The sequence below is a fragment of the Pseudomonas sp. AC112 genome (genome assembly GCF_979253545.1).
Window position 1 is genome coordinate 3,080,622 of the sequence record NZ_CEEDCM010000001.1, and the last position, 20,319, is coordinate 3,100,940.

Genomic DNA, 20,319 nt, shown 5'->3' on the forward strand with positions numbered 1-20,319 from the left:
CGCAGGCCTGAAAGCAAGGGCAACACTTTAACCGATCATCACGGGCGGTAAGCAAACGTAAACCTTGAGTAAAGACCATTGAAACAACTCGTAACACCCCCATAACTAGGACGGCGCCTGATTAAAGGCGAGACCACGATTTCTACCGGCAATCTAACGAGGTCGCCATGAACAGCGAAGAGCAAACCCTGATCGATGGACTGTTTTCACGGTTGCAACAAGCCGAAACGGACTCAGCCCCCCGCGACGCCCAGGCCGAAGCGCGGATCAAGGAGCACATGACTCGCCAACCGGCAGCCGGGTACTACATGACCCAGTCGATCCTGGTGCAGGAGCACGCGCTCAAAAGTCTCGACGCGCTAAACAAGGAGCAGGCGCAGCAGATCCAGCAGTTGCAGGATGAGCTGCAGCGGGCGAAATCCGCGCCAGCCGCTCCGGCGAGCAGTGGTGGGTTCTTGTCGAGCATCTTTGGTGGTGGATCCCGCGACCCCCAACCTGCGCAGAGCGCCCCGGCGTCTTCCGGTGGCGGCTGGCGTGAACCGGGGCGGCCTGGGTTCAGCCAGCCTGCGCCGCAGCAGAATTACGGCGCGCCCCAGCAGAACTACCAACAGCCGCAACAAGCGCCGGCAGCCCCTATCGGCAGCGGTTTCCTCGGCGGCGCGATGAAAACCGCAGCCGGCGTGGCCGGTGGTGTGTTGCTGGCCGAAGGCATCAGCAGCCTGTTCCATCACAACCAGCAACCGCAGGTGGTCGAGGAAATCATCGAACAGCCGGCGCCCGCCAGTGACCAGGGCGGCTGGGGCGGCGACGACCAGCAGTACGCCGGCAATGACAGCTGGGGCAGCGACAACTCGGACAGCTTCACCGACAGCGATTATTCCGACGATTCCTCTTCCTTCGGCGACGACGATTCCTTCGTCTGACCCACCTCGGCCGGGGCGCTTCGTCGCCCCGGTCTGATTTTTCCCGGAAACCTTCTCGCGGCTGGCATACTTGCACCCTTTCCGGGCCCTGGCGCCTGGCTGTCATGAGGAAGTGCGGTGAAGAAAATTGCAGTGTTCGCCGATGTGCAAAACCTCTATTACACCGTCCGCCAGGCCTATGGTTGCCACTTCAACTACGCCGCGTTGTGGGCTGACATCAGCTCGCGCGGGCAGATCGTCGAGGCGTACGCGTATGCCATCGACCGTGGCGACAGCAAGCAGCAGCAATTCCAGCAGATCCTGCGCAACCTGGGCTTTACGGTAAAACTCAAGCCCTACATCCAGCGCAGCGACGGCTCGGCCAAGGGCGACTGGGACGTGGGCATCACCCTCGACATCATGGACGCCGCCGACCACGTCGACGAAATCGTGCTGGCCTCCGGCGACGGTGATTTCGACATGCTGCTCGACCGGGTTATCCACAAGCATGGCGTCGAGGCCGTGGCCTATGGTGTACCGGGGCTGACGGCCAATTCATTGATACGCGCCGCCAGCCGGTATGTGCCGATTGAAGGCGCGTTGTTGCTCAAATAAATGCTAAGACGGAGTTGGAACAGGTTTGGAACGTATAGCGGTCATCGACTTTGAAACCACCGGCATCACCCCGAGCAGCCGTTGCCGGGCCACGGAAATCGCGGTGGTCATCCTTGAGCGTGGCCAGATTGTGGACCGCTACCAGAGCCTGATGAAAACCGGTGTGCACGTGCCCGCGTTCATCGAACAACTCACCGGCATCAGCAACGCCATGCTGCGCAGCGCACCGCCGGCGGAGCGGGTGATGAATGAGGTCAATGAATTCGTCGGCGTCACGCCGTTGCTGGCGCACAACGCCGCGTTCGACCAGAAGTTCTGGGATTATGAGCTGGGGCTGATCCGCCGCACCCGTTTGCAGAAGTTCGCCTGTTCGCTGCTGCTGGCGCGTCGCCTCATGCCATCGGCGCCCAACCACAAGCTCGGCACGTTGAACGCCTACGCCCAACTGCCCCACACCGGCAAGGCTCACCGGGCGATGGCGGATGCGGAGATGGCCGCCAACCTCACGGCCCATCTGGCCCAGGAACTGCGCGGGGCCCATGGCTTGCGTGAACTGTCCCACGACCTGCTGTGCACCTTGCAGAAAGTGCCGGCGGCGAAGATCAATGAGCACCTGAAGAAATATCGCGGGTTCTGAAGGCGCCATCGCCGGCAAGCCGGCTCCTACAGGAGTGTGGTGCGCCGCGAACCTTTGTAGGAGCCGGCTTGCCGGCGATGGCGGCGGTTCAGCCACCATTTTTCCCATTGCCCTCCAACTGCCCCAACGGCACCCGCCGCTCTATCGCGCTCGACAAAATAATCGAGGTCTTGCTGAACCCGAACTTGGCCACGCGGTTGATCAAGCTCTCCAACTCGGGCATCGACCCCACGGCTGCCTGCATGATCACGCACGGATCGCCGGTCACCCGATGGCACTCCGTCAATTCAGGGATTTCCGCCAACGCGTCATATACCTTCTGGCTGCCGTGATTGGTCAACCGCAGCTCAATCACGCACTGAATCGGCAAGCCCACTTTGGACAGGTCCACCTTGGCCTGATACCCAGTGATCACGCCACTGGCCTCCAGTTTGGCCACGCGCTCGGCCACGGCGGGGGCGGAGAGGTTTACCGTGCGGGCCAGTTGCGCGTAGGACGCGCGGCCGTCTTCGAGCAGGGCGCTGAGGAGCATGCGGTCGTATTTGTCCATGAGAAGGCTCCGGTTGCGCGTGGCTTTCGAAAACACGGTTTATAGCCTTCACAACCATGCTTTGAAAAGTGTAACGGCGTTTTAAACAGGTTTTGTAACTTATGTTTACCGACCTGCCTTTTTAGAATAAGCCTCCCATCTCCTGCCATAGAGCCGCCCAATGCCTGGCCCACGTCGCTTCCCCTTACCGCTGATCGCTGCCTTCTTTGCGCTGTATGTGATTTGGGGGTCTACCTACCTGGTGATCCGCATTGGCGTGGAGTACTGGCCGCCGCTGATGCTGGGCGGGATCCGCTTTTTAGTGGCCGGGGCGGCGATGTATGGCTTTTTGCGCTGGCGTGGGGCGCCGGCGCCGACCTGGGAGCAGTGGAAGGCGGCGGCCAAGATCGGCATCTTGCTGCTGACCTTCGGCAATGGCGCGGTGAGTGTGGCCGAGCACACCGGTGTGTCTTCCGGCGTGGCGGCGCTGGCGGTGGCGACCGTGCCGCTGTTCACGTTGCTGTGCGGGTATTTCTGGGGCGCGCGCAATACCCGGCTGGAGTGGGCGGGCGTGATCCTGGGGATGATCGGCATCGCCATGCTCAACATGGGCAGCACGTTGCAGTCGAGCCCGATGGGGGCTGCGTTGCTGCTGTTTGCTGCGGCGTCGTGGGCGTTTGGCTCGGTGTGGAGTCGGCGCCTGCCGTTGCCGCCGGGGGCCATGGCCAGTGCCGCAGAAATGCTGGTGGCCGGCGTGACGCTGTTGATCGCCAGCGCGCTCACTGGCGAACACCTGCAAGCCATGCCGCCGCTGGAAGGCTGGCTGGCCCTGGCGTACCTGGCCGTGTTCGGCTCGATCATCGCCTTCAACGCCTATATGTACCTGCTCAAGCACGTGCGCCCGGCGGCGGCGACCAGCTATGCCTACGTCAACCCGGCGGTCGCGGTGTTGCTGGGGATTGTGTTCATCGGCGAGACCATCGGCCTGGAAGAAGCCCTGGCCATGCTGGTGATTATCAGCGCCGTGCTGTTGATCAGCCTGCCCCAGTGGCGCAAGCCGAAGGCGGAAATAAGGTAAACTGCGGCGCATTGCGACCTTGCGCTGAATTTTTCCTACGGTAAACACATGACTTTCGCCACCCTTGGCCTGATCGAACCCTTGCTGCGCGCCCTTGAGACGCTTGGCTACCAGACCCCGACGCCGGTGCAGGCGCAAGCCATTCCGGCGGTGCTGGCCGGTCGCGACCTGATGGCCGCCGCCCAGACCGGCACCGGCAAGACCGCCGGTTTCGCCGTGCCGTTGTTGCAACTGTTGACGATGGAAGGGCCGAAAGTCGCCGCCAACTCGGCGCGCGCGCTGATCCTGTGCCCGACCCGCGAGCTGGCCGAACAGGTGCACGCCAGCGTTGCCGAGTACGCGCAACACCTGCCGCTGACCACTTACGCGGTGTACGGCGGCGTGAGCATCAACCCGCAGATGATGAAGTTGCGCAAGGGCGTCGACATTCTGGTTGCCACGCCTGGCCGCCTGATCGACCTGTTCCGCCAGAACGCGCTGAAACTCAACCAGCTGCAAACACTGGTGCTGGACGAAGCCGACCGCATGCTCGACCTGGGCTTCTCCGAAGAGCTTGCCAACATTTATCGCATGCTGCCGAAAAAGCGCCAGACGCTGCTGTTCTCCGCGACCTTCTCCGATGAGATCCGCACGCTGGCCGGGCAGATGCTCAATGACCCGCTGAGCATCGAAGTCAGCCCGCGCAACGTCGCTGCCAACACCGTGAAGCAATGGGTGGTGCCGGTGGACAAGAAGCGCAAGCCTGAGCTGTTTGTGCACCTGATGCGCAAAGGCCGCTGGAAGCAGGTGCTGGTGTTCGCCAAGACCCGTAACGGCGTGGACGCGCTGGTGGATAAGTTGCAGGGCCTGGGCATCAATGCTGACGGCATCCATGGCGACAAGCCACAAGCCACACGCCAACGCGCGCTGGACCGATTCAAATCAAGCGAAGTGCAGATTCTGGTGGCCACCGACGTGGCGGCCCGTGGCCTGGATATCGAAGACCTGCCGCTGGTGGTCAACTTCGACTTGCCGATCGTGGCCGAGGACTACATCCACCGCATCGGTCGTACCGGGCGTGCGGGTAACACCGGGGAAGCGATTTCCCTGGTGTGTGCCGATGAAGTGAACATGCTGTCGGCGATCGAAATGCTGACGCGCCAGACCTTGACCCGCAAGATGGAGCCGGACTTCGAGCCTGAGCATCGTGTGCCGGACACCGATGCCAGCGGGCAGGTGGTGAAGAAACCGAAAAAACCGAAGAAGCCTAAAGCGTCGGGTGGTGGCGGTAAGCGCAACCTGGGCAAGTGGGTGGACAGCGGAGAAGTGGCGCCGTCGGAGCCGTCGATCAAGCCGGTGCGCAAGGTGCCTGTTTTTAATACCGGGCCGCGCAAGAAGAAGTAAGTTTTTCAGCGCTGCTGATGGCCTCTTCGCAGGCAAGCCCGCTCCCACATTTGACCGAGTTCCAACATTGGAATGCAGTCAAAGGTGGGAGTGGGCTTGCCCGCGAAGGCGGCTCGGAATTCACCGCAAATCTCAGCGATTAAGCCACTCCAACATCCCCCGCCCAGCCGCTCTGCCACTGGCAAAACACCCTGTCAACAGATACCCGCCCGTTGGCGCTTCCCAATCCAGCATCTCCCCCGCACAGAACACCCCCGGCAATGGCTTGAGCATCAATCGCTCATCCAGCGCCTCGAACGGCACGCCGCCTGCGGTGCTGATCGCCTCATCCATTGGCCGGGTCTTTACCAGCGTCAACGGCAGCGCCTTGATATCCACCGCCAATTGCGCCGGATCGGTGAAGTGCTCGGCAGGCGTCAACTCACGCAGCAGCGCGGCCTTCACGCCGTCCAACCCCAACTGACTGTGCAGATGCTTGCTCATCGAGCGAGAGCCACGGGGTTTTGCCAAGGCTGCCTGGACTTTGTCCAATGGCTTGCTCGGCAACAGGTCGATATGCACGGTGGCTGAACCATCGCGGTTGATCGCTTCCCGGATCGGCGCCGACAGCGCGTAGATCAAGCTGCCCTCGATCCCCGTCGCGGTGACCACGCATTCGCCCAGGCGAGGCTTGTCATCCCCCAGCCCGATGGCGACGTTTTTCAACGGTGCGCCAGCGAACTTGCTGACCATCAGCTCGCTCCAGGCCGACACCTCGAAGCCACAGTTGCTCGGTTGCAGCGGGGCGTAGGGCACGCCGCGGTCTTCCAGCAACTTGAGCCACGCACCGTCGGAACCCAGGCGCGACCAACTGCCGCCACCGAGGGCCAGCAGCACGGCATCGCTGTGGACCGTTTTTTCGCCGTCGGGGCTGTGGATAAGTAGGTCGCCCTCGGCATTCCAGCCCAGCCAGCGATGACGGGTGTGGATAACCACGCCCTGGTCACGCAGGCGCTTGAGCCAGGCGCGCAACAGGGGCGCGGCTTTCATGTCGGTGGGAAACACACGACCGGAGGTGCCGACAAACGTTTCGATGCCCAAGCCATGAATCCATTCACACAACGCCTCAGCCCCGAAACTGCGCAGCAACGGCGCCATGTGCGGCGCGCGTTCGGCGTAGCGTGACAGGAATGCCGGGTACGCTTCGGAGTGGGTGATGTTCATGCCGCCCACGCCGGCCAGTAGGAACTTGCGTCCCACCGAGGGCATGCCGTCGTACAGGTCCACCCGCACGCCCGCCTGGCTCAGGACTTCGGCGGCCATCAGCCCGGCAGGGCCGCCGCCGATAATGGCAACGTGGGAAGGAGCAGTAGCGGACATCGGCAGGCCTGGTCAAAAACAAAGGGCGCCCATTGTAAGCAATGCGCGCCCCGTGCCGTTAGGCAAAACGTACTCAGGCAAAACCAGTGTTGGCGTACGGCGGGTACTCGTCCGCACGGTCGGCGTCGGTGATCGGGCCGCCGGTGAGGCCATATTTATCCAGGGTCGGCACCAGGTTGCCAAAGAACGCGTCCTGTTGTTTTTCGCGCTTTACCACCTCGATGATCGGGAACACAAAGCTGGTCACGATGCCCAGACCGGCGGTGGCCCAACCCAGTACGCCGGCGAAGGTGCCGGCGATGGCCGCCGCGTCGGCAATGCCGAACAGGCCCGCGCCGCCTTCGATGATCGAGGCGACTGCCGCGCCGGTGCCCAGGGCACCGCTGGTGAGTGAGAAACCGGCGTTGAGTTTGTCCCCGGCAAAGGCGCTGTTGACCCCGCTGATCAGGCCGAACACACCGCCGATAAAGCTACCGGTGCCGCCGACGATCTTGCCCAGGTTGCCCAGGCGGTTGAGGCCGTCGGTGTTCTGCACCATTTTGCCGGTGGGGAAGTCGCCGATGCCTTGGGGTTTGTTCGGGTCGATCGGGGTGGGTTTCCAGGTCATGCCGTAGCCGGCTTCCTTGGCGTACTTGGTGCCGCCCTCGGTAATCAGGCCGGCAAACTGCATGCCCGCCGCCACGCGCCCGGCGTTGTCCGCCGGGCTGTTGCCGCCTGTGGCCGAGCGCGCCGCCAGTACGCCGCCGGCCAGCAAGGCGCTACCGATGTGCAGCAGGCCTTGTTTGTAAGAATCGCTGGCGTTGAGTTTCAGCCCGTCCACGGCCTTGGGCAGTACGTCGCTGATCTTCTGGCCTTGACGGTTCACGTCCCACATCGAGCGGATCAACGAGATCACGTCCTGTGGCTTGATCTGCGCCCCCGTGGCGTCTTTGAACATCTGCGGGTCGTCGGCCATGGCTTTCTCGATGATGGCCGTGGTCTTGGCCTCATCAAAGTTGCCATTCGCATCGCCGAACGCACCCTTGAGCACGTCGTCGTTGGCGCCGTTGACCAGGGAGTCGGACACCGCCTGGTTGACGTATTGCTGCACGGTCGACGAATCCTGGGCCGAGACTTTGTCGCCGAGAAACTCTTTGAGCAATTCCGCGTGGGCAGCGTACTGGCCGATGGCGGTCATCGGGTCGGCGTTCGGCTGGGCGAGGGCGTCTTCCAGGTCCTTGCCGTTGAGGATGTGGTCCTTGAAGAACTGCTCGATGTCCCCGGACTTGCCGGACTTTTGCGCGATGACACTGAGGTCCACATGGCCGTCGCCACCCAGGGCCAGGTCGGTGAGGGTGGCGTCGGTGCCGGCCAGGCTCAGGGCGTCCATGAGCGACAGCGGTTTGCCATCAGCCCCTTTGGTGTTCAGCGCGGTGTTGAGCACATTGCCGCTGTTGATCTGGCCGTCCTGGTAGGCCTGCAGTTCATGCTTGATCGCCGGGTCGCTGTTGACGATATCGTGCATGCCGGACGCTTGGTTTTGCGAGAGAAAGGTCTTCACATCCGGGTCACTGGACAACTTGCCAATGGCGGCGTCGAGCTGGTCGGTGACCTTGGATTTGGTCGGGTTGAGGTGGTATTCGGTGTCCGCCGTGATCCCCGCGTACAGATCGCCGTCGCCCACTTTGTCGCTGGCCGCCATGCGCGCGCGGGCGTCGCTGATTTCCATCATCACGGCGGCTTTGGTCTTGCCGTCGTAGTTCTCCGGGTGTTCGAGCACGTCCTTGGTCAGTTTGGAGGTGTCGACGTCGGCCACCGAGCTGCGTACCGCGGCGTTGCTGAGCATCATCAACACGCCGTGGTCGTCCTTGGGCGCCTGGTTTTCCAGCCACGCGCCGAGGTTTTTCTGCTGTGTGATGCCGTCGGCCTTGGCAGTGGCAGGCAGGTCGCCGGCCATGTCGAGGGTGCGCAGCATGCCGGGGGTGGACCAATAGCCTGCAGCGCCGGTCAACTCGGGGCTCAGGCCCGAGTCATCCTTGATCGCCTTTAGATTGGCGGTGTTCAGGCTGCCGTTGTTGGCGCGCTGGTTGGGCCCCTGCATTTCCGGGCCGGCGCTGCTCACCAGGGAAATATTGGCCATGACGATGGCGGCGGACTTGGCGTTTTCCTTGGCCAAACCGGTGGCGTCTGGGTTCTTGCTGAGGAAGGTGCCGTAGGACTTCGAGGCGGCTGACAGATCCTTATTCGATTGGCTGATGAACTTATCCACATCGGCGTGGGTTATCACCCCATCGCTTTTGCCCAGGCCGCCGCTGTCGAGGGCGTTCATCAGGCTCGGGCTGCCGGCCAGGTACTTGAGGCAGGCCTGGGCTTCGGGCGGCAGATCGGCGGGCGGGTTGGAGAAATCGATGGGGCGGTCGTGCAGGCCCCATTTGTCCCAGTTGTCGCTGAGCATCTTCGAGGCCGCGCGCGGGCGGTCGAGGTCGCGTTCTTCCTGGGTTGGCGTGCCGCTGGTGTTGCCGACGATCTTGTCCCAGTCCTTGGCGCTCGCGTACTTGGAGTTGTCGATCCAGTGGGTGTCCACGGCGCCGTCGACGCCAAAAATACCGTTGGATTCTTTCACCACCGAGGCGTACAGGTCGGGGCTGATGGCCTGGGACACGATGATCTTGTCGCCGGAAGCGGTTTCGTAGCGGATCAGCCCGTGACCGAGTTCTTCCGGTGTACCCACCAGGCTCACGCTGCCGGCTTCATCCGCGCCGACCAGGCGATAGCCTTCGTTCTTGCTGTCGTTGATCAGGCCCCAGGTTTCGCCGTCGGACTTAACCTTTTCATACAGGTCGCTGTTGGTTTCCTTACTGACGACCACCTTGTCGCCCGACAGGGTTTCGTAGCGAATCATTCCTGGCCCCACTTCGTCCGCCGGGCCGATGGCTTTGTAGGTGTCCAGGCCCGGCGCGGTGTCGCCGGCCTGGGCGATGCGGTAGCCGTCGGCCTTGCTCTTGTTCAGCGCGTCCACGGCGTCGACTTTGCCGGCCATGCCGTCAAACAGGTACGGGGTCATCTGCTTGATAATGATGATGTCCTTGCCGTCGCGGGTTTTCAGCTCCAGGACGTTATCGGAGATCTTGGTGATGCTGGCGATGTTGGCCAGGGGCACGCCGGTATTGCTGATGTCGGCCAGGTTCGGGTCGTTGAGGCGCTTGATTGCCTCTTGGTCGCCGGTGGCTTTGACGTCGGCGATCTTCTGGTCCTTGGTGTTGTCGGTCACGGCCAGCACTTTGAAGTTGCCGGGGTGGGCGGCTTCCTTGAAGCCGGACAGGGCGCGGGACATTGCCGCGTCGAAGGTGGCGGCGACTTTCTTCAGGGCGTCGTCATTGCCGGGTGTCGAGTTGCTGCCGATCTTGTACGTTGCCATCGCGGGGTACTCTGAAAGCGGGAGAGGCCTTCAAGGTGACGCCAGCGTGCGGCAGTTTTGTTGCAAAACGGCCACGGACGCCAGGTTCCACAACGTTTCACGCGTGTGGACAACTATCTGATCAAAAAACGTACAGTTTCTTGCAGGCCATACCGCTATGGGCTTTCAGGTCCTTACGCTCAAGTTATCCACAGGTGGTTCCACAGGCATTGTGGGTAACGCTCACAGTTCAGTGACAGCCTGATGACGTCCACACCCGTTGCGCGCTGTGGTGCAGGATGCCATGGCGGCGGGCGAGGGCCGGGCGGTCCTTGCTGTAGCCGCCGCCGATCACGCCCATCACCGGGATGTCGCGGCCCAGGCAGTGGCGCATCACGCTTTCATCGCGGGCGGCCACGCCTTCGTCTGTCAGCTTGAGGTAGCCGAGGGCGTCATCCTTGTGCACGTCGACGCCGGCGTCGTAGAGCACCAAGTCGGGCTGGTAGAGCGGCAGCAGGTAATTGAGCGCGTCGTCCACCACCTTGAGGTAGTCGGCATCACCCATGCCCATCGGCAACGGGATGTCCCAGTCACTCTGGGCCTTGCGGGCCGGGAAGTTTTTTTCACAGTGCAGCGACACGGTGATGGCGTCCGGCGTGTCGTGGAGGATGCGCGCGGTGCCGTCGCCCTGGTGCACGTCGCAATCAAAGATCAGCACGCGATTAACCCGGCCGCTGGCCAGCAGGTAATGGCTGATCACCGCCAGGTCATTGAAGATGCAGAAGCCTGCCGGGTAATCGTAGTGGGCGTGGTGGGTGCCGCCCGCCAGGTGGCAGGCCAGGCCGTGTTCCAGCGCCTGCTCCGCCGCCAGGATCGAGCCGCCGACCGCACGCACGGTGCGTCGGGCCAGGGCTTCGTTCCACGGCAGGCCGAGGCGACGTTGGTCTTCGCGAGACAGCTCGCCGCCCATGTAGCGCTCGATATAGCCCCTGTCATGGGCCAGGGCCAGAATCTCTGGCGGGCACAGTTGCGGGCGCAGCAGTTGGTTGTCTTGGGTCAGGCCGCTGTCCACCAGGTGGTCGCGCAGCAGGCGGAACTTGTCCATGGGGAACCGATGGTCCGCCGGGAACTCGGGGCTGTAGTCATCGTGGTAGATCAATGGCAATGGCATGGGATTTTCTGACGGGAACCTGCGACGGATCTTAACAGCGCTGTACACTCACGCACATGGCAAGGGAGGGGACCCATGGAGCCGATACTGGAATTGGAAAGTGCACGCCTGGTGCTGCGCCAATGGCGCGACAGCGACTTGCCGGAGTTTGCGCGCATGTGCGCCGACCCGCAGGTGATGCGTTATTTCCCGGCCAAACTGAGCCATCTGGAAAGCGCCGCGTTGATCGGCCGCATTCGCGGCCACTTCGCCGAATACGGCTTTGGCCTGTGGGCGTTGCAGCGCAAGGACAGCGGCGAATTCATCGGCCTTACCGGGCTGCTGAATGTCAGCTTCGACGCCGACTTCACCCCGGCGGTGGAGATCGGCTGGCGCCTGGCCCGCAAACACTGGGGCCTGGGATACGCCAGCGAGGCCGCGTGGACCGCATTGCGCTGTGGGTTTGATCGCTTGAGCCTGGACGAAATTGTTGCCTTCACCACGGAAGCCAATCTGCCATCACAAAAAGTCATGCAAGCCATCGGTATGCATTACGATCCGCTGGCAGATTTTGAACACCCCAAGGTCGCAGCCGATGACCCGCTGCGCCATCATGTTTTGTACCGCATCACCCGCGCCCAATGGTTGGACACGCTGCACGGATAGGCAGCCCGGAATGCCCCGTAGATTTTAGGAGTTGCTCTATGAGCCAAGTATTGGAAGATCTGGTGGACTTGCTGACCCTGGAGCCGATCGAGGAAAACCTCTTTCGCGGCCGCAGCCAGGACCTGGGCTTTCGCCAATTGTTCGGTGGCCAGGTGCTCGGCCAGTCGTTGTCGGCAGCCAGCCAGACCGTAGAAGAAGCGCGGCATGTGCATTCCCTGCACGGTTATTTCCTGCGCCCTGGCGACGCGAAGTTGCCGGTGGTGTACTCGGTGGACCGCGTGCGCGACGGCGGCAGTTTCAGCACGCGCCGCGTGACCGCGATCCAGAAGGGCCACCCGATCTTCACCTGCACCACCTCGTTCCAGTACGACGAACAGGGCTTCGATCACCAGACCACCATGCCCGTGGTGGTCGGCCCGGAAAACCTGCCGTCGGAGCTGGAACTGACCCAGCAGCGCGCGCACCTGATCCCCGAGCACATGCGCGACAAACTGCTGTGCCCCAAGCCGATCGAAGTGCGCCCGGTGACGGAGAAAGACCCGTTCAACCCGCAACCGTCCGACCCGGTCAAATACGTGTGGTTTCGCGCCGACGGCGCCCTGGCTGATGCGCCGGCGCTGCATAAATACCTGCTGGCCTACGCCTCGGACTTCGGCTTGCTGACCACCTCGCTGCTGCCCCATGGCAAGACCGTGTGGCAGAAAGACATGCAGGTCGCCAGCCTCGACCACGCGCTGTGGTTCCACGCCGACCTGCGTGCCGACGACTGGTTGCTGTACGCCATGGACAGCCCATGGGCCGGCAATTCCCGTGGCTTCTCCCGTGGCAGCGTGTACAACCGCGCCGGGCAACTGGTGGCCTCGGTGACCCAGGAAGGCCTGATTCGCCATCGCAAGGATTGGGCATGAGCCTGGCGGACGTCAGGCACTGGGTGTTCGACATGGACGGCACCCTCACAGTGGCCGTGCATGATTTCGCAGCCATTCGCGTGGCCCTGGAGATTCCGCCCGAGGACGACATACTCACTCACCTGGCGGCGTTGCCTGCCGCTGTTGCGGCGGCCAAGCATGCCTGGTTGCTGGAGCATGAGCGCGAGTTGGCGCTGGGTTCAGTTGCGGCAGAAGGCGCGGTTGAGCTGGTGCGCGAGCTGGCCGGACGTGGCTATCGCCTGGGCATCCTGACCCGTAATGCGCGCGAGTTGGCGCATATCACCCTGGAAGCGATCGGCCTGGCGGACTGCTTTGCCATCGAGGACGTGCTCGGGCGTGATGATGCGCAACCCAAGCCCGATCCGGATGGCTTGCTGAAGCTGGCGGCCGCTTGGGACGTGGCACCGAGTGAGATGGTGATGGTCGGTGATTATCGCTTCGACTTGGACTGTGGCCGAGCGGCGGGGGCGCGCACGGTGTTGGTGAATTTGCCGGAGAATCCTTGGCCGGAGTTGGCCGATTGGCATGCCGAGGATTGTGCGGTTTTGCGCCGGATGATCTAGTTCAATCGATGTAGATCAAATATGGGAGCGGGCTTGCTCGCGAATGCGATGTGCCAGTCAACATTTTCAGTGACTGACACACCGCATTCGCGAGCAAGCCCGCTCCCACAGTTTTATCCGGTTCCGTCAGTTATTGGACGAACAACACCCGCTGGCCCTCCGGCGACGTAAACATCCCATCCCCGTTATGCCCCACCCCCGGCACTTCCACCAGTTGATGGCTCAACTGCGGGTGACGCTGCTTGAGGTAGTCAAAATAGTTGTGCCCGCGAATCAGGCGATACGCGCCCTGGGTCTCGGCTGCGCAGCTTTTATCCAGCGCCGGGTGGTTCGGGTCAGTGTCTTGCTGGCCCAGCAGGTAGGTGATGTTGCGGGACACGTAGGCCTGCTCAAGCTGCTCGGCGCTCTGGCCCTTGGCATAGGCCGGCAGGTTTTGCATGCCGTACTTCCAGTCGTTGAAACCGGGGCAACTGGCGGCGTCGAACTTCACCGGGCGTTGCGGGGTGAAGTAAGCGTAGGACGAAGGGTTGGCCACTACGTAACGCAGGCTGATGCCTTCGGTTTGCAGGGTTGGGTGGTCGTGTCCGGTGAGCGCGAAACGCTGCACCACCTGGCCGCCGCCGGAGTGACCGGCGACCACGATTTCCTTGAGCGCCGGGAACAGCTTGCGGTTGCCCAAGTGCTTGATGATCTGGTCGAGAGCGCCATAGGAGCTGATCTGCCCCGGACCGGTGGAGGGTTCGCCGGCCATCCAGTCGTTGCCATTCCAGTGCAGCAGTTGGTTGTCCAGGTGGTTACGCTTCACGTCGGATTCATTTAGAAACTGCGGCGCAATCACCAGTGTATGGGCGGCCTGGCCCGCATGCTCGGCGGCGTCTTCACCGCTTTGCAGGTAAGTCTGCGCATTGCGCAGGCGACCATGCACGATGATCAAGGCACGGGTGACCTGGGGCAGCGGTTTAGTCCAGTCCTGGCTTAAACCCAGACTGAGGTCGCCGGCCTCCAGGTGGAAACGATCGGGACTGACTTCTTTTACGCCATGCTCTTTTACGACAGGCCCGGCGGCCAAGGCGGAACAGGTGACCAACAAACCCAGCAGCAATCCCAATCGTTTATTCATCTAAAGACTCTTGGCGGTAAAGGTGTCGCATTGAGTGATCTGGCCCTGGGCGAAGCCGGTCTTGAACCAGCGAACCCGCTGTGCCGAGGTGCCGTGGGTAAACGAGTCCGGCACCACACGCCCCTGACCCTGTTGCTGCAAGCGGTCATCGCCAATGGCGTTGGCCGCATTCAGTGCTTCTTCAATGTCGCCAGGCTCCAGCCAGTTCAGGCGCTTTTGCGCACGGTTGGCCCATACCCCGGCAAAACAGTCGGCTTGCAGCTCCTGGCGGACCAGCAGGCCGCCGTCGCCTTGCATCTGCCGGCCCTGCTGGCGCGCCGCCTGGATCTTCGACGAGATACCCAGCAGCGTCTGCACGTGGTGCCCGACTTCGTGGGCGATCACGTAAGCCTGCGCAAAGTCTCCGGCGGCCTGGAAGCGTTGCGACATTTCCCGGAAGAAATCCAGGTCCAGGTACACCTGCTGGTCTGCCGGGCAATAAAACGGGCCACTGGCCGAGGTGGCGCCGCCGCAGGCCGAATTCACCCGGCCGCGGAACAGAATCAGTTTCGGGTTCTTGTAGGCCAACCCGTTTTCCTGGAACACCTGGCCCCAGGTGTCTTCGGTGTCGCCCAGTACGGCGCGGACAAAATCAGCTTGCTCATCGTTGGCCGGAGGGGCCTGGCGCGACTGCGTGCTCACCGACGGCGCCTGTTCCATCTGGCCGGTCAGTTGGCCGAGGATCTGCATGGGGTCCTGGCCGGTCAGCCAGCCGATGCCGACGATCAGCACGATGGCCGTGAGGCTCAGGCCCTTGCCGCCTCCAAAGCGCATGCCGCCACCACCGCCTCCACTGTCATCGCGGGCATCCACCACGTTGTCGCTGCGTCGGCCTTTTTTCCATAGCATGGGGCAATCCTCTCGATGAACTCTGGAACAGTGTTGTTGGTGCGTAGGAATGGCGCCAGCCCGGCTGTCCGACAGGTTCGAGAGCTGCGTAGTATCGCTGCTCTCGCCCGGTCCCGGCAGGGGCGCCAGATGAAACGTGTGTCAGCAAAACCGCTTCAGTCGCGGCAGTAACCTTCGCCGGTATCCACCACCAGGCAATCCTTTTTATCCGCCAGCCATTTCAGCCCGGTGGCGGCACCGTCGCCGGCGCGCAGCAGTTGCGGGCCGTCCGGACGGGTGAAGGTGATGCCGTCCTCGGCCGCTTCGCCCTTGAAGGTGCCCGAGTCATCGGCGTCGAGGCCGTATTGCATGGTGAGGATGTAGTGACCACGGCCGATGCTGTCGTCCTTGGCGATGGTCAGGTTGAGGCCTTCAACGCCGATCCATTTGCCGACCCATTTGTCGGTGGGTGGGGTTTGCGGCACCAGGGTGGCCTGTACGGAAGCCGGCGCGGGCTTGGGCGCGTCCTTGGCTTCTTGGTTGCAGGCGGTGAGCAGTGCGAGGGCAGAAAGAACAAAGAGTATTTTTTTCATAGCGGCAGGGCCTTGGTTAAAAAGTGTACAACGCAGGGGCTAAGGTGCAGCGTTGGACTCGAATCCGGTGATTTAGTGCGCTGTTCGCACGGTGTTTGGTTATGCTCTTGGGGCAGACGCCGGCCCGGCTGCTAGATTACCGGGTTGAGTCCTACCGTGCGCCACGCAAGAGAATTCAATGACTGTCAGTACCCCGCTTTCCGGCGTCAACCACCCCTTCAAAGGCATTTTGCTGATTGTGGTGGCGACGTTTCTGTTTTCCAGCCATGACGCCTTGTCCAAATACCTGGCGGGGTTCTACCCGATCGTGATGGTGGTCTGGGCCCGTTACCTGGTGCACACCTTGTTGATGGCAGGCATCTTCCTGCCGCAATCGGGCCTGCGGGTGTTGCGCAGCAAGCGGCCGGGGATGCAGGTGGTGCGGGCGCTGTGCCTGTTGGGCACCAGCCTGTTTTTCACCGCGGCGCTGCATTACATCCCCCTGGCGGAAGCCACGGCGGTGAACTTCCTGGCACCGATCCTGGTGACGGCGCTCTCGGTGCCACTGCTGGGTGAGCACGTGACGCGTGGCCAATGGCTGGCGGTGATCTGCGGGTTTGTCGGCGTGCTGATCATCATCCACCCCGGCGGCGAACTGTTCACCCCGGCGGTGTTGCTGCCGCTGTGTTCGGCGCTGTTCTTCTGTTTCTACCAACTGCTCACGCGCATCCTCAGCCAATACGACACGCCCACCACCAGCAACTTCTTCGCCGGCCTGTGCAATACCTTGGTGATGAGTGCGATGGTGCCGTTCTTCTGGCAGGTCCCCACGCTGTGGCATGGCGTGTTGATGCTGGCCCTGGGCACGTGCGGGATGACCGCGCACTTGATGCTGACCCAGGCGTTCCGCTTTGCGGCGCCGGCCTTGCTGGCGCCGTTCGGCTATTGCCAGATCGTGTTCGCGGGGTTGTTGGGCTGGTTGGTGTTCAACCACACCCCGGACCTGACCACGGTGGTCGGTATCGGGGTGATCTGCATGAGCGGGCTGGCCGCTGCCTGGCAGCAGCGGCGCAGATAGCTTAGACGTCTACGGTCGGGATCTTGCGCGGGGCCATGAAGTACATCCAAGTCAGCGCAATGAAGTACATCGCCGGGATCAGGGTGAACAACACGGTGTAGTTGTTGTTGGTCACCGTCAGGATGTGGCCGACGATCTGGGTCATGAACATGCCGCCAATGGCCGCGCACATGCCGCCGAAACCGAACACCGTGCTCATCATGTGCTTGGGCGTGTAGTCCATCACCAGGCTCCAGATATTGGCCGTCCAGGCCTGGTGCGCGCCAATCGCCAGGGAGATGGCAAACACCGCGACCCACAGCTGGCTTGAGCCGGCGGCCATGATCACGCCGACGATGCAGCAGGCAAACAGCAGCATCGACAGCAACCGCGCCTTGATCGAGTTCATGCCACGGCCGATCAGGAACGACGACAGAATCCCCCCACCCACGCTGCCGAAGTCGGCGGTCAGGTAAATGATGATCAGCGGAATGCCCATCTGGGTCACGTTGATGCCCAGGTTGTATTGCTGGTTCAGGAACGGCGGCAGCCAATACAGGTAGAACCAGAATACCGGTGCGGTCATCGAGTAGGCGAGGGCGAAGGCCCAGGTGCCGCGCATGCGCAGGATGCGGCTGAAGGGTACGCGGGGTTGTTCCGGTTCGACTTCCTGCTGCACGTAGTCCAGTTCGGATTGTTTGACGGTGGGATGGTCTTCCGGGTTGAAGTACTTCAAGCCCCAGAACACCAGCCAGATCCCGCCGAGCGCCGACATGCACAGGAACGCTGCCTGCCAGCCCCACACGTGCAGGATCAACGGCAGCAGCATCGGCGTCATCATCGCGCCGACGTTGGTACCGGCGTTGAAAATACCGGTGGCCACCGCCCGTTCGCCGGCCGGGAACCACAGGCGTGTGGTCTTGACGCAGGCCGGGTAGTTGGCCGCTTCAGTCAGCCCGAGGATAAACCGGCACACCATAAAGCCTACCGCCGAGGTGGCCAGACCGTGGGCGCCGGTCGCCAGGCTCCACAACAGCACCGCGCAGAAGAACACGCGTTTCACGCCCACCCGGTCGATCAAGCGGCCCTGCAGCACAAAGCCGATGGCGTAGCCGACCTGGAACCAGAAGTTGATGTTGGCGTAGTCCATCGCCGTCCAGCTCATCTCCTTGGCGAGGATCGGCTGCATCACACCGAGCGCGGCGCGGTCGATGTAGTTGAGGGTGGTGGCGAAGAACACCAGGGCCAGCATGCCCCAGCGCGTTTTACCCACGGCCAGGGCGCCGCGGATCTTGTCGCCGATACCGGCGTGCGGGTTGCCCGGGCGCGCGGCCAGGGCGGAGTTTTGCAGAGGCATGAGGTCGTACCCGTTTTTTGAAATTTTTATGGTGTGTTCTGGGTCTTTGTTACCGGATCGATGGTGAGCAGCGGTTAAAAAATCGTCAATTCGCCAAAGCGGCATAGTGTTCGATAATCGCACCAAAAACTAACCGGTTCGTACATTTTAATTGCTGTCGACAGTTTAGCGGCCAATAATTTGCCGTAAATAAGACCATCCTCAAATGCCGGGAGTCGCCCATGCAACGCTCCATTGCCACCGTTTCCTTGAGCGGAACCCTGCCAGAAAAGCTCGAAGCCATCGCGGCGGCCGGGTTCGACGGTGTCGAAATCTTCGAAAACGATCTGCTGTATTACGATGGCAGCCCCCGCGAAGTCAGGCAGATGTGCGCCGACCTCGGCATTGCCATTACCTTGTTCCAGCCGTTTCGCGACTTTGAAGGCTGCCGCCGTGACCGCCTGGCCCGCAACCTGGAGCGCGCCGAACGCAAATTCGACTTGATGCAGGAACTGGGCACCAACCTGGTGCTGGTGTGCAGCAATGCCTCGGCCGACTGCGTGGGTGACGAACGCATTTTGCTCGACGACCTCAGCCTGCTGGCCGAGCACGCCGGCCGCCGTGGCCTGCGCATTGGCTATGAAGCGCTGGCCTGGGGCAAGCACGTGAACACCTGGCAGCAGGTATGGAACCTGGTGCGCCAGGTCGATCACCCGAGCCTTGGCGTGCTGCTCGACAGCTTCCACACCCTGTCGCTCAAAGGCGACCCGAGCGCGATCGCCGAGATCCCCGGCGACAAGATCTTCTTCGTGCAAATGGCCGACGCGCCGATCCTGGCCATGGACGTGCTGGAGTGGAGCCGGCATTTTCGCTGCTTCCCCGGCCAAGGCGAATTTGACCTGGCGGGGTTCCTCGCGCCGATCATCAAGAGTGGCTACACCGGGCCATTGTCCCTGGAGATTTTCAACGACGGCTTCCGTGCTGCACCCACCCGCGCAAACGCGGCGGATGGCTTGCGCTCCTTGCTGTACCTGGAAGAGAAGACCCGCGAGCGCCTTAAGCAGGAAGCCCCTGCACAGCCTGTAGAGATTCTGTTCGATACCTCGGCCGCCAGCGAATACGACGGCATCGAGTTCCTCGAGTTCGCCGTGGACGAAAGCCTCGGCGCTAAGCTCACCCATTGGCTGGAACGCCTGGGGTTCGTCAAGGCCGGGCAGCATCGCTCCAAGAGCGTGAGCCTGTTGCGCCAGGGTGATATCAACCTGATCCTCAACTGCGAGCCCTATTCGTTCGCGCACAACTTTTTTGAGGCCCACGGGCCGTCGTTGTGCGCCACCGCGATTCGGGTCAAGGACAGCGCCAAGGCCCTGGAACGGGCGGTGGCGTACAAAGGCCAGCCGTATCGCGGCCTGGTCGGGCCCAACGAGCTGGAACTGGCGGCGGTGCGCGCGCCAGATGGCAGCCTGATTTACCTGGTGGATCAAAGCGAAGGCGGCTTGTACGACACCGACTTCAACCTGCAGCCTGCCGCGTCGTCCAGCGGCGGCTTGCTGCGCATCGACCACATGGCCATGGCCTTGCCGGCCGACAGCCTCGACAGTTGGGTGCTGTTCTACAAGAGCCTGCTGGATTTCGAAGCCGATGACGAAGTGGTGCTGCCCGACCCTTACGGCCTGGTGAAAAGCCGCGCCCTGCGCAGCCGTTGCAGCTCGATCCGCCTGCCGCTGAACATCTCCGAAAACCGCAACACGGCGATTTCCCACGCGCTATCGAGCTATCGCGGCTCGGGCGTGCACCACATTGCCTTCGACTGCGCGGATATTTTCGCCGAAGTGCGCCGCGCCAAAGAGGCCGGGGTGCCGCTGCTGGATATCCCGCTCAACTATTACGATGACCTGGCGGCGCGTTTCGACTTTGACGATGAGTTCCTCAGCGAACTGGCGTACTACAACGTGCTGTACGACCGCGACGCCCAGGGCGGTGAGTTGTTTCACGTGTACACCGAACCCTTCGAAGGGCGGTTTTTCTTTGAGATCATCCAGCGCAAGAACGGCTATGCCGGCTACGGCGCGGCCAACGTGGCAGTGCGCCTGGCGGCGATGGCCAAATCGCGCAGCGGTGCGGCGCGCCAGGCACGTTTATAACGGCGGGTCGGGTGCTTCCTTCGGCGAGCGTCGCGG

The 20,319-nt window shown here is 62.4% G+C and carries 18 protein-coding genes; 10 read left to right on the top strand and 8 right to left on the bottom strand.

The genetic code is table 11. From position 1 onward, the window contains the following. The first annotated feature begins 167 nt into the window (after nucleotides 1-167). The 3 genes from AC0IYN_RS14335 to AC0IYN_RS14345 all read left to right on the top strand — a co-directional run bounded on the left by AC0IYN_RS14335 (nucleotide 168) and on the right by AC0IYN_RS14345 (nucleotide 2,154). On the top strand, nucleotides 168-923 hold the full coding sequence (locus AC0IYN_RS14335) for a DUF2076 domain-containing protein (protein ID WP_406596901.1): 756 nt from the start codon (nucleotides 168-170) through the stop codon (nucleotides 921-923). Between the two features lie 117 nt (nucleotides 924-1,040). After that, nucleotides 1,041-1,517 (top strand): LabA-like NYN domain-containing protein, encoded by a 477-nt coding sequence (locus tag AC0IYN_RS14340; RefSeq protein WP_010206743.1) that lies wholly within the window; start codon nucleotides 1,041-1,043, stop codon nucleotides 1,515-1,517. Nucleotides 1,518-1,542: 25 nt separating this feature from the next. Then, the gene (locus AC0IYN_RS14345) at nucleotides 1,543-2,154 is read left to right on the top strand and encodes a 3'-5' exonuclease (protein WP_406596902.1); all 612 of its coding nucleotides are present in this window, start codon (nucleotides 1,543-1,545) and stop codon (nucleotides 2,152-2,154) included. 88 nt (nucleotides 2,155-2,242) lie between these two features. Here AC0IYN_RS14345 and AC0IYN_RS14350 read toward each other — a convergent pair whose 3' ends face one another. Beyond that, the gene (locus AC0IYN_RS14350; protein ID WP_010174823.1) at nucleotides 2,243-2,704 is read right to left on the bottom strand and encodes an Lrp/AsnC family transcriptional regulator; all 462 of its coding nucleotides are present in this window, start codon (nucleotides 2,702-2,704) and stop codon (nucleotides 2,243-2,245) included. Between the two features lie 160 nt (nucleotides 2,705-2,864). Here AC0IYN_RS14350 and yedA point away from each other — a divergent pair, with 160 nt between their 5' ends. Then, nucleotides 2,865-3,761, top strand: coding sequence for a drug/metabolite exporter YedA (yedA, locus tag AC0IYN_RS14355; protein WP_406596903.1), 897 nt, complete (start codon nucleotides 2,865-2,867; stop codon nucleotides 3,759-3,761). A gap of 48 nt (nucleotides 3,762-3,809) precedes the next feature. Then, entirely contained in the window at nucleotides 3,810-5,144 is a 1,335-nt protein-coding gene (locus tag AC0IYN_RS14360; RefSeq protein WP_406596904.1) for a DEAD/DEAH box helicase, read from the top strand. 132 nt (nucleotides 5,145-5,276) lie between these two features. Here AC0IYN_RS14360 and AC0IYN_RS14365 read toward each other — a convergent pair whose 3' ends face one another. The 3 genes from AC0IYN_RS14365 to AC0IYN_RS14375 all read right to left on the bottom strand — a co-directional run bounded on the left by AC0IYN_RS14365 (nucleotide 5,277) and on the right by AC0IYN_RS14375 (nucleotide 11,050). Beyond that, a complete protein-coding gene (locus AC0IYN_RS14365) occupies nucleotides 5,277-6,503 on the bottom strand; it encodes a TIGR03862 family flavoprotein (RefSeq protein WP_406596905.1) in 1,227 nt (408 codons plus the stop codon). 73 nt (nucleotides 6,504-6,576) lie between these two features. Next, the gene (locus tag AC0IYN_RS14370) at nucleotides 6,577-9,900 is read right to left on the bottom strand and encodes a type III effector HrpK domain-containing protein (protein ID WP_457240355.1); all 3,324 of its coding nucleotides are present in this window, start codon (nucleotides 9,898-9,900) and stop codon (nucleotides 6,577-6,579) included. A 229-nt stretch (nucleotides 9,901-10,129) separates the two neighbouring features. After that, on the bottom strand, nucleotides 10,130-11,050 hold the full coding sequence (locus tag AC0IYN_RS14375) for a histone deacetylase family protein (RefSeq protein WP_457240356.1): 921 nt from the start codon (nucleotides 11,048-11,050) through the stop codon (nucleotides 10,130-10,132). A 75-nt stretch (nucleotides 11,051-11,125) separates the two neighbouring features. On the opposite strand from AC0IYN_RS14375, the gene AC0IYN_RS14380 reads away from it, so the two are divergent. Genes AC0IYN_RS14380 through AC0IYN_RS14390 form a run of 3 tightly spaced genes read left to right on the top strand, consistent with a single transcriptional unit; the run spans nucleotide 11,126 to nucleotide 13,187 of the window. Beyond that, nucleotides 11,126-11,695 (top strand): GNAT family N-acetyltransferase, encoded by a 570-nt coding sequence (locus AC0IYN_RS14380; protein WP_471841885.1) that lies wholly within the window; start codon nucleotides 11,126-11,128, stop codon nucleotides 11,693-11,695. A 38-nt stretch (nucleotides 11,696-11,733) separates the two neighbouring features. Beyond that, nucleotides 11,734-12,603, top strand: coding sequence for an acyl-CoA thioesterase II (tesB, locus tag AC0IYN_RS14385; protein WP_025858197.1), 870 nt, complete (start codon nucleotides 11,734-11,736; stop codon nucleotides 12,601-12,603). Further along, on the top strand, nucleotides 12,600-13,187 hold the full coding sequence (locus tag AC0IYN_RS14390) for an HAD family hydrolase (protein ID WP_471841891.1): 588 nt from the start codon (nucleotides 12,600-12,602) through the stop codon (nucleotides 13,185-13,187). The genes tesB and AC0IYN_RS14390 overlap by 4 nt, the downstream gene beginning before the upstream one ends. A 130-nt stretch (nucleotides 13,188-13,317) precedes the next feature. Here AC0IYN_RS14390 and AC0IYN_RS14395 read toward each other — a convergent pair whose 3' ends face one another. The 3 genes from AC0IYN_RS14395 to AC0IYN_RS14405 form a co-directional block, all read right to left on the bottom strand. Further along, complete coding sequence (locus AC0IYN_RS14395) at nucleotides 13,318-14,307, bottom strand: alpha/beta hydrolase (protein ID WP_457267613.1); 990 nt, start codon at nucleotides 14,305-14,307, stop codon at nucleotides 13,318-13,320. Beyond that, nucleotides 14,308-15,195 (bottom strand): KPN_02809 family neutral zinc metallopeptidase, encoded by an 888-nt coding sequence (gene ypfJ / locus AC0IYN_RS14400; protein WP_400527381.1) that lies wholly within the window; start codon nucleotides 15,193-15,195, stop codon nucleotides 14,308-14,310. It abuts the gene before it with no gap. Between the two features lie 155 nt (nucleotides 15,196-15,350). Then, nucleotides 15,351-15,767, bottom strand: a complete 417-nt coding sequence (locus AC0IYN_RS14405) for a membrane lipoprotein lipid attachment site-containing protein (protein ID WP_078050292.1) — start codon at nucleotides 15,765-15,767, stop codon at nucleotides 15,351-15,353. Nucleotides 15,768-15,945: 178 nt separating this feature from the next. On the opposite strand from AC0IYN_RS14405, the gene AC0IYN_RS14410 reads away from it, so the two are divergent. Continuing rightward, nucleotides 15,946-16,824, top strand: coding sequence for a DMT family transporter (locus AC0IYN_RS14410; RefSeq protein ID WP_034109392.1), 879 nt, complete (start codon nucleotides 15,946-15,948; stop codon nucleotides 16,822-16,824). A 1-nt stretch (nucleotide 16,825) separates the two neighbouring features. Here AC0IYN_RS14410 and AC0IYN_RS14415 read toward each other — a convergent pair whose 3' ends face one another. Next, the gene (locus AC0IYN_RS14415; protein ID WP_099491020.1) at nucleotides 16,826-18,160 is read right to left on the bottom strand and encodes an MFS transporter; all 1,335 of its coding nucleotides are present in this window, start codon (nucleotides 18,158-18,160) and stop codon (nucleotides 16,826-16,828) included. A 221-nt stretch (nucleotides 18,161-18,381) separates the two neighbouring features. Here AC0IYN_RS14415 and quiC point away from each other — a divergent pair, with 221 nt between their 5' ends. Next, nucleotides 18,382-20,283: a 3-dehydroshikimate dehydratase QuiC gene (quiC, locus tag AC0IYN_RS14420; RefSeq protein WP_471841903.1), complete on the top strand. Its 1,902-nt coding sequence runs from the start codon at nucleotides 18,382-18,384 to the stop codon at nucleotides 20,281-20,283. The last annotated feature ends 36 nt before the right edge of the window (nucleotides 20,284-20,319 follow it).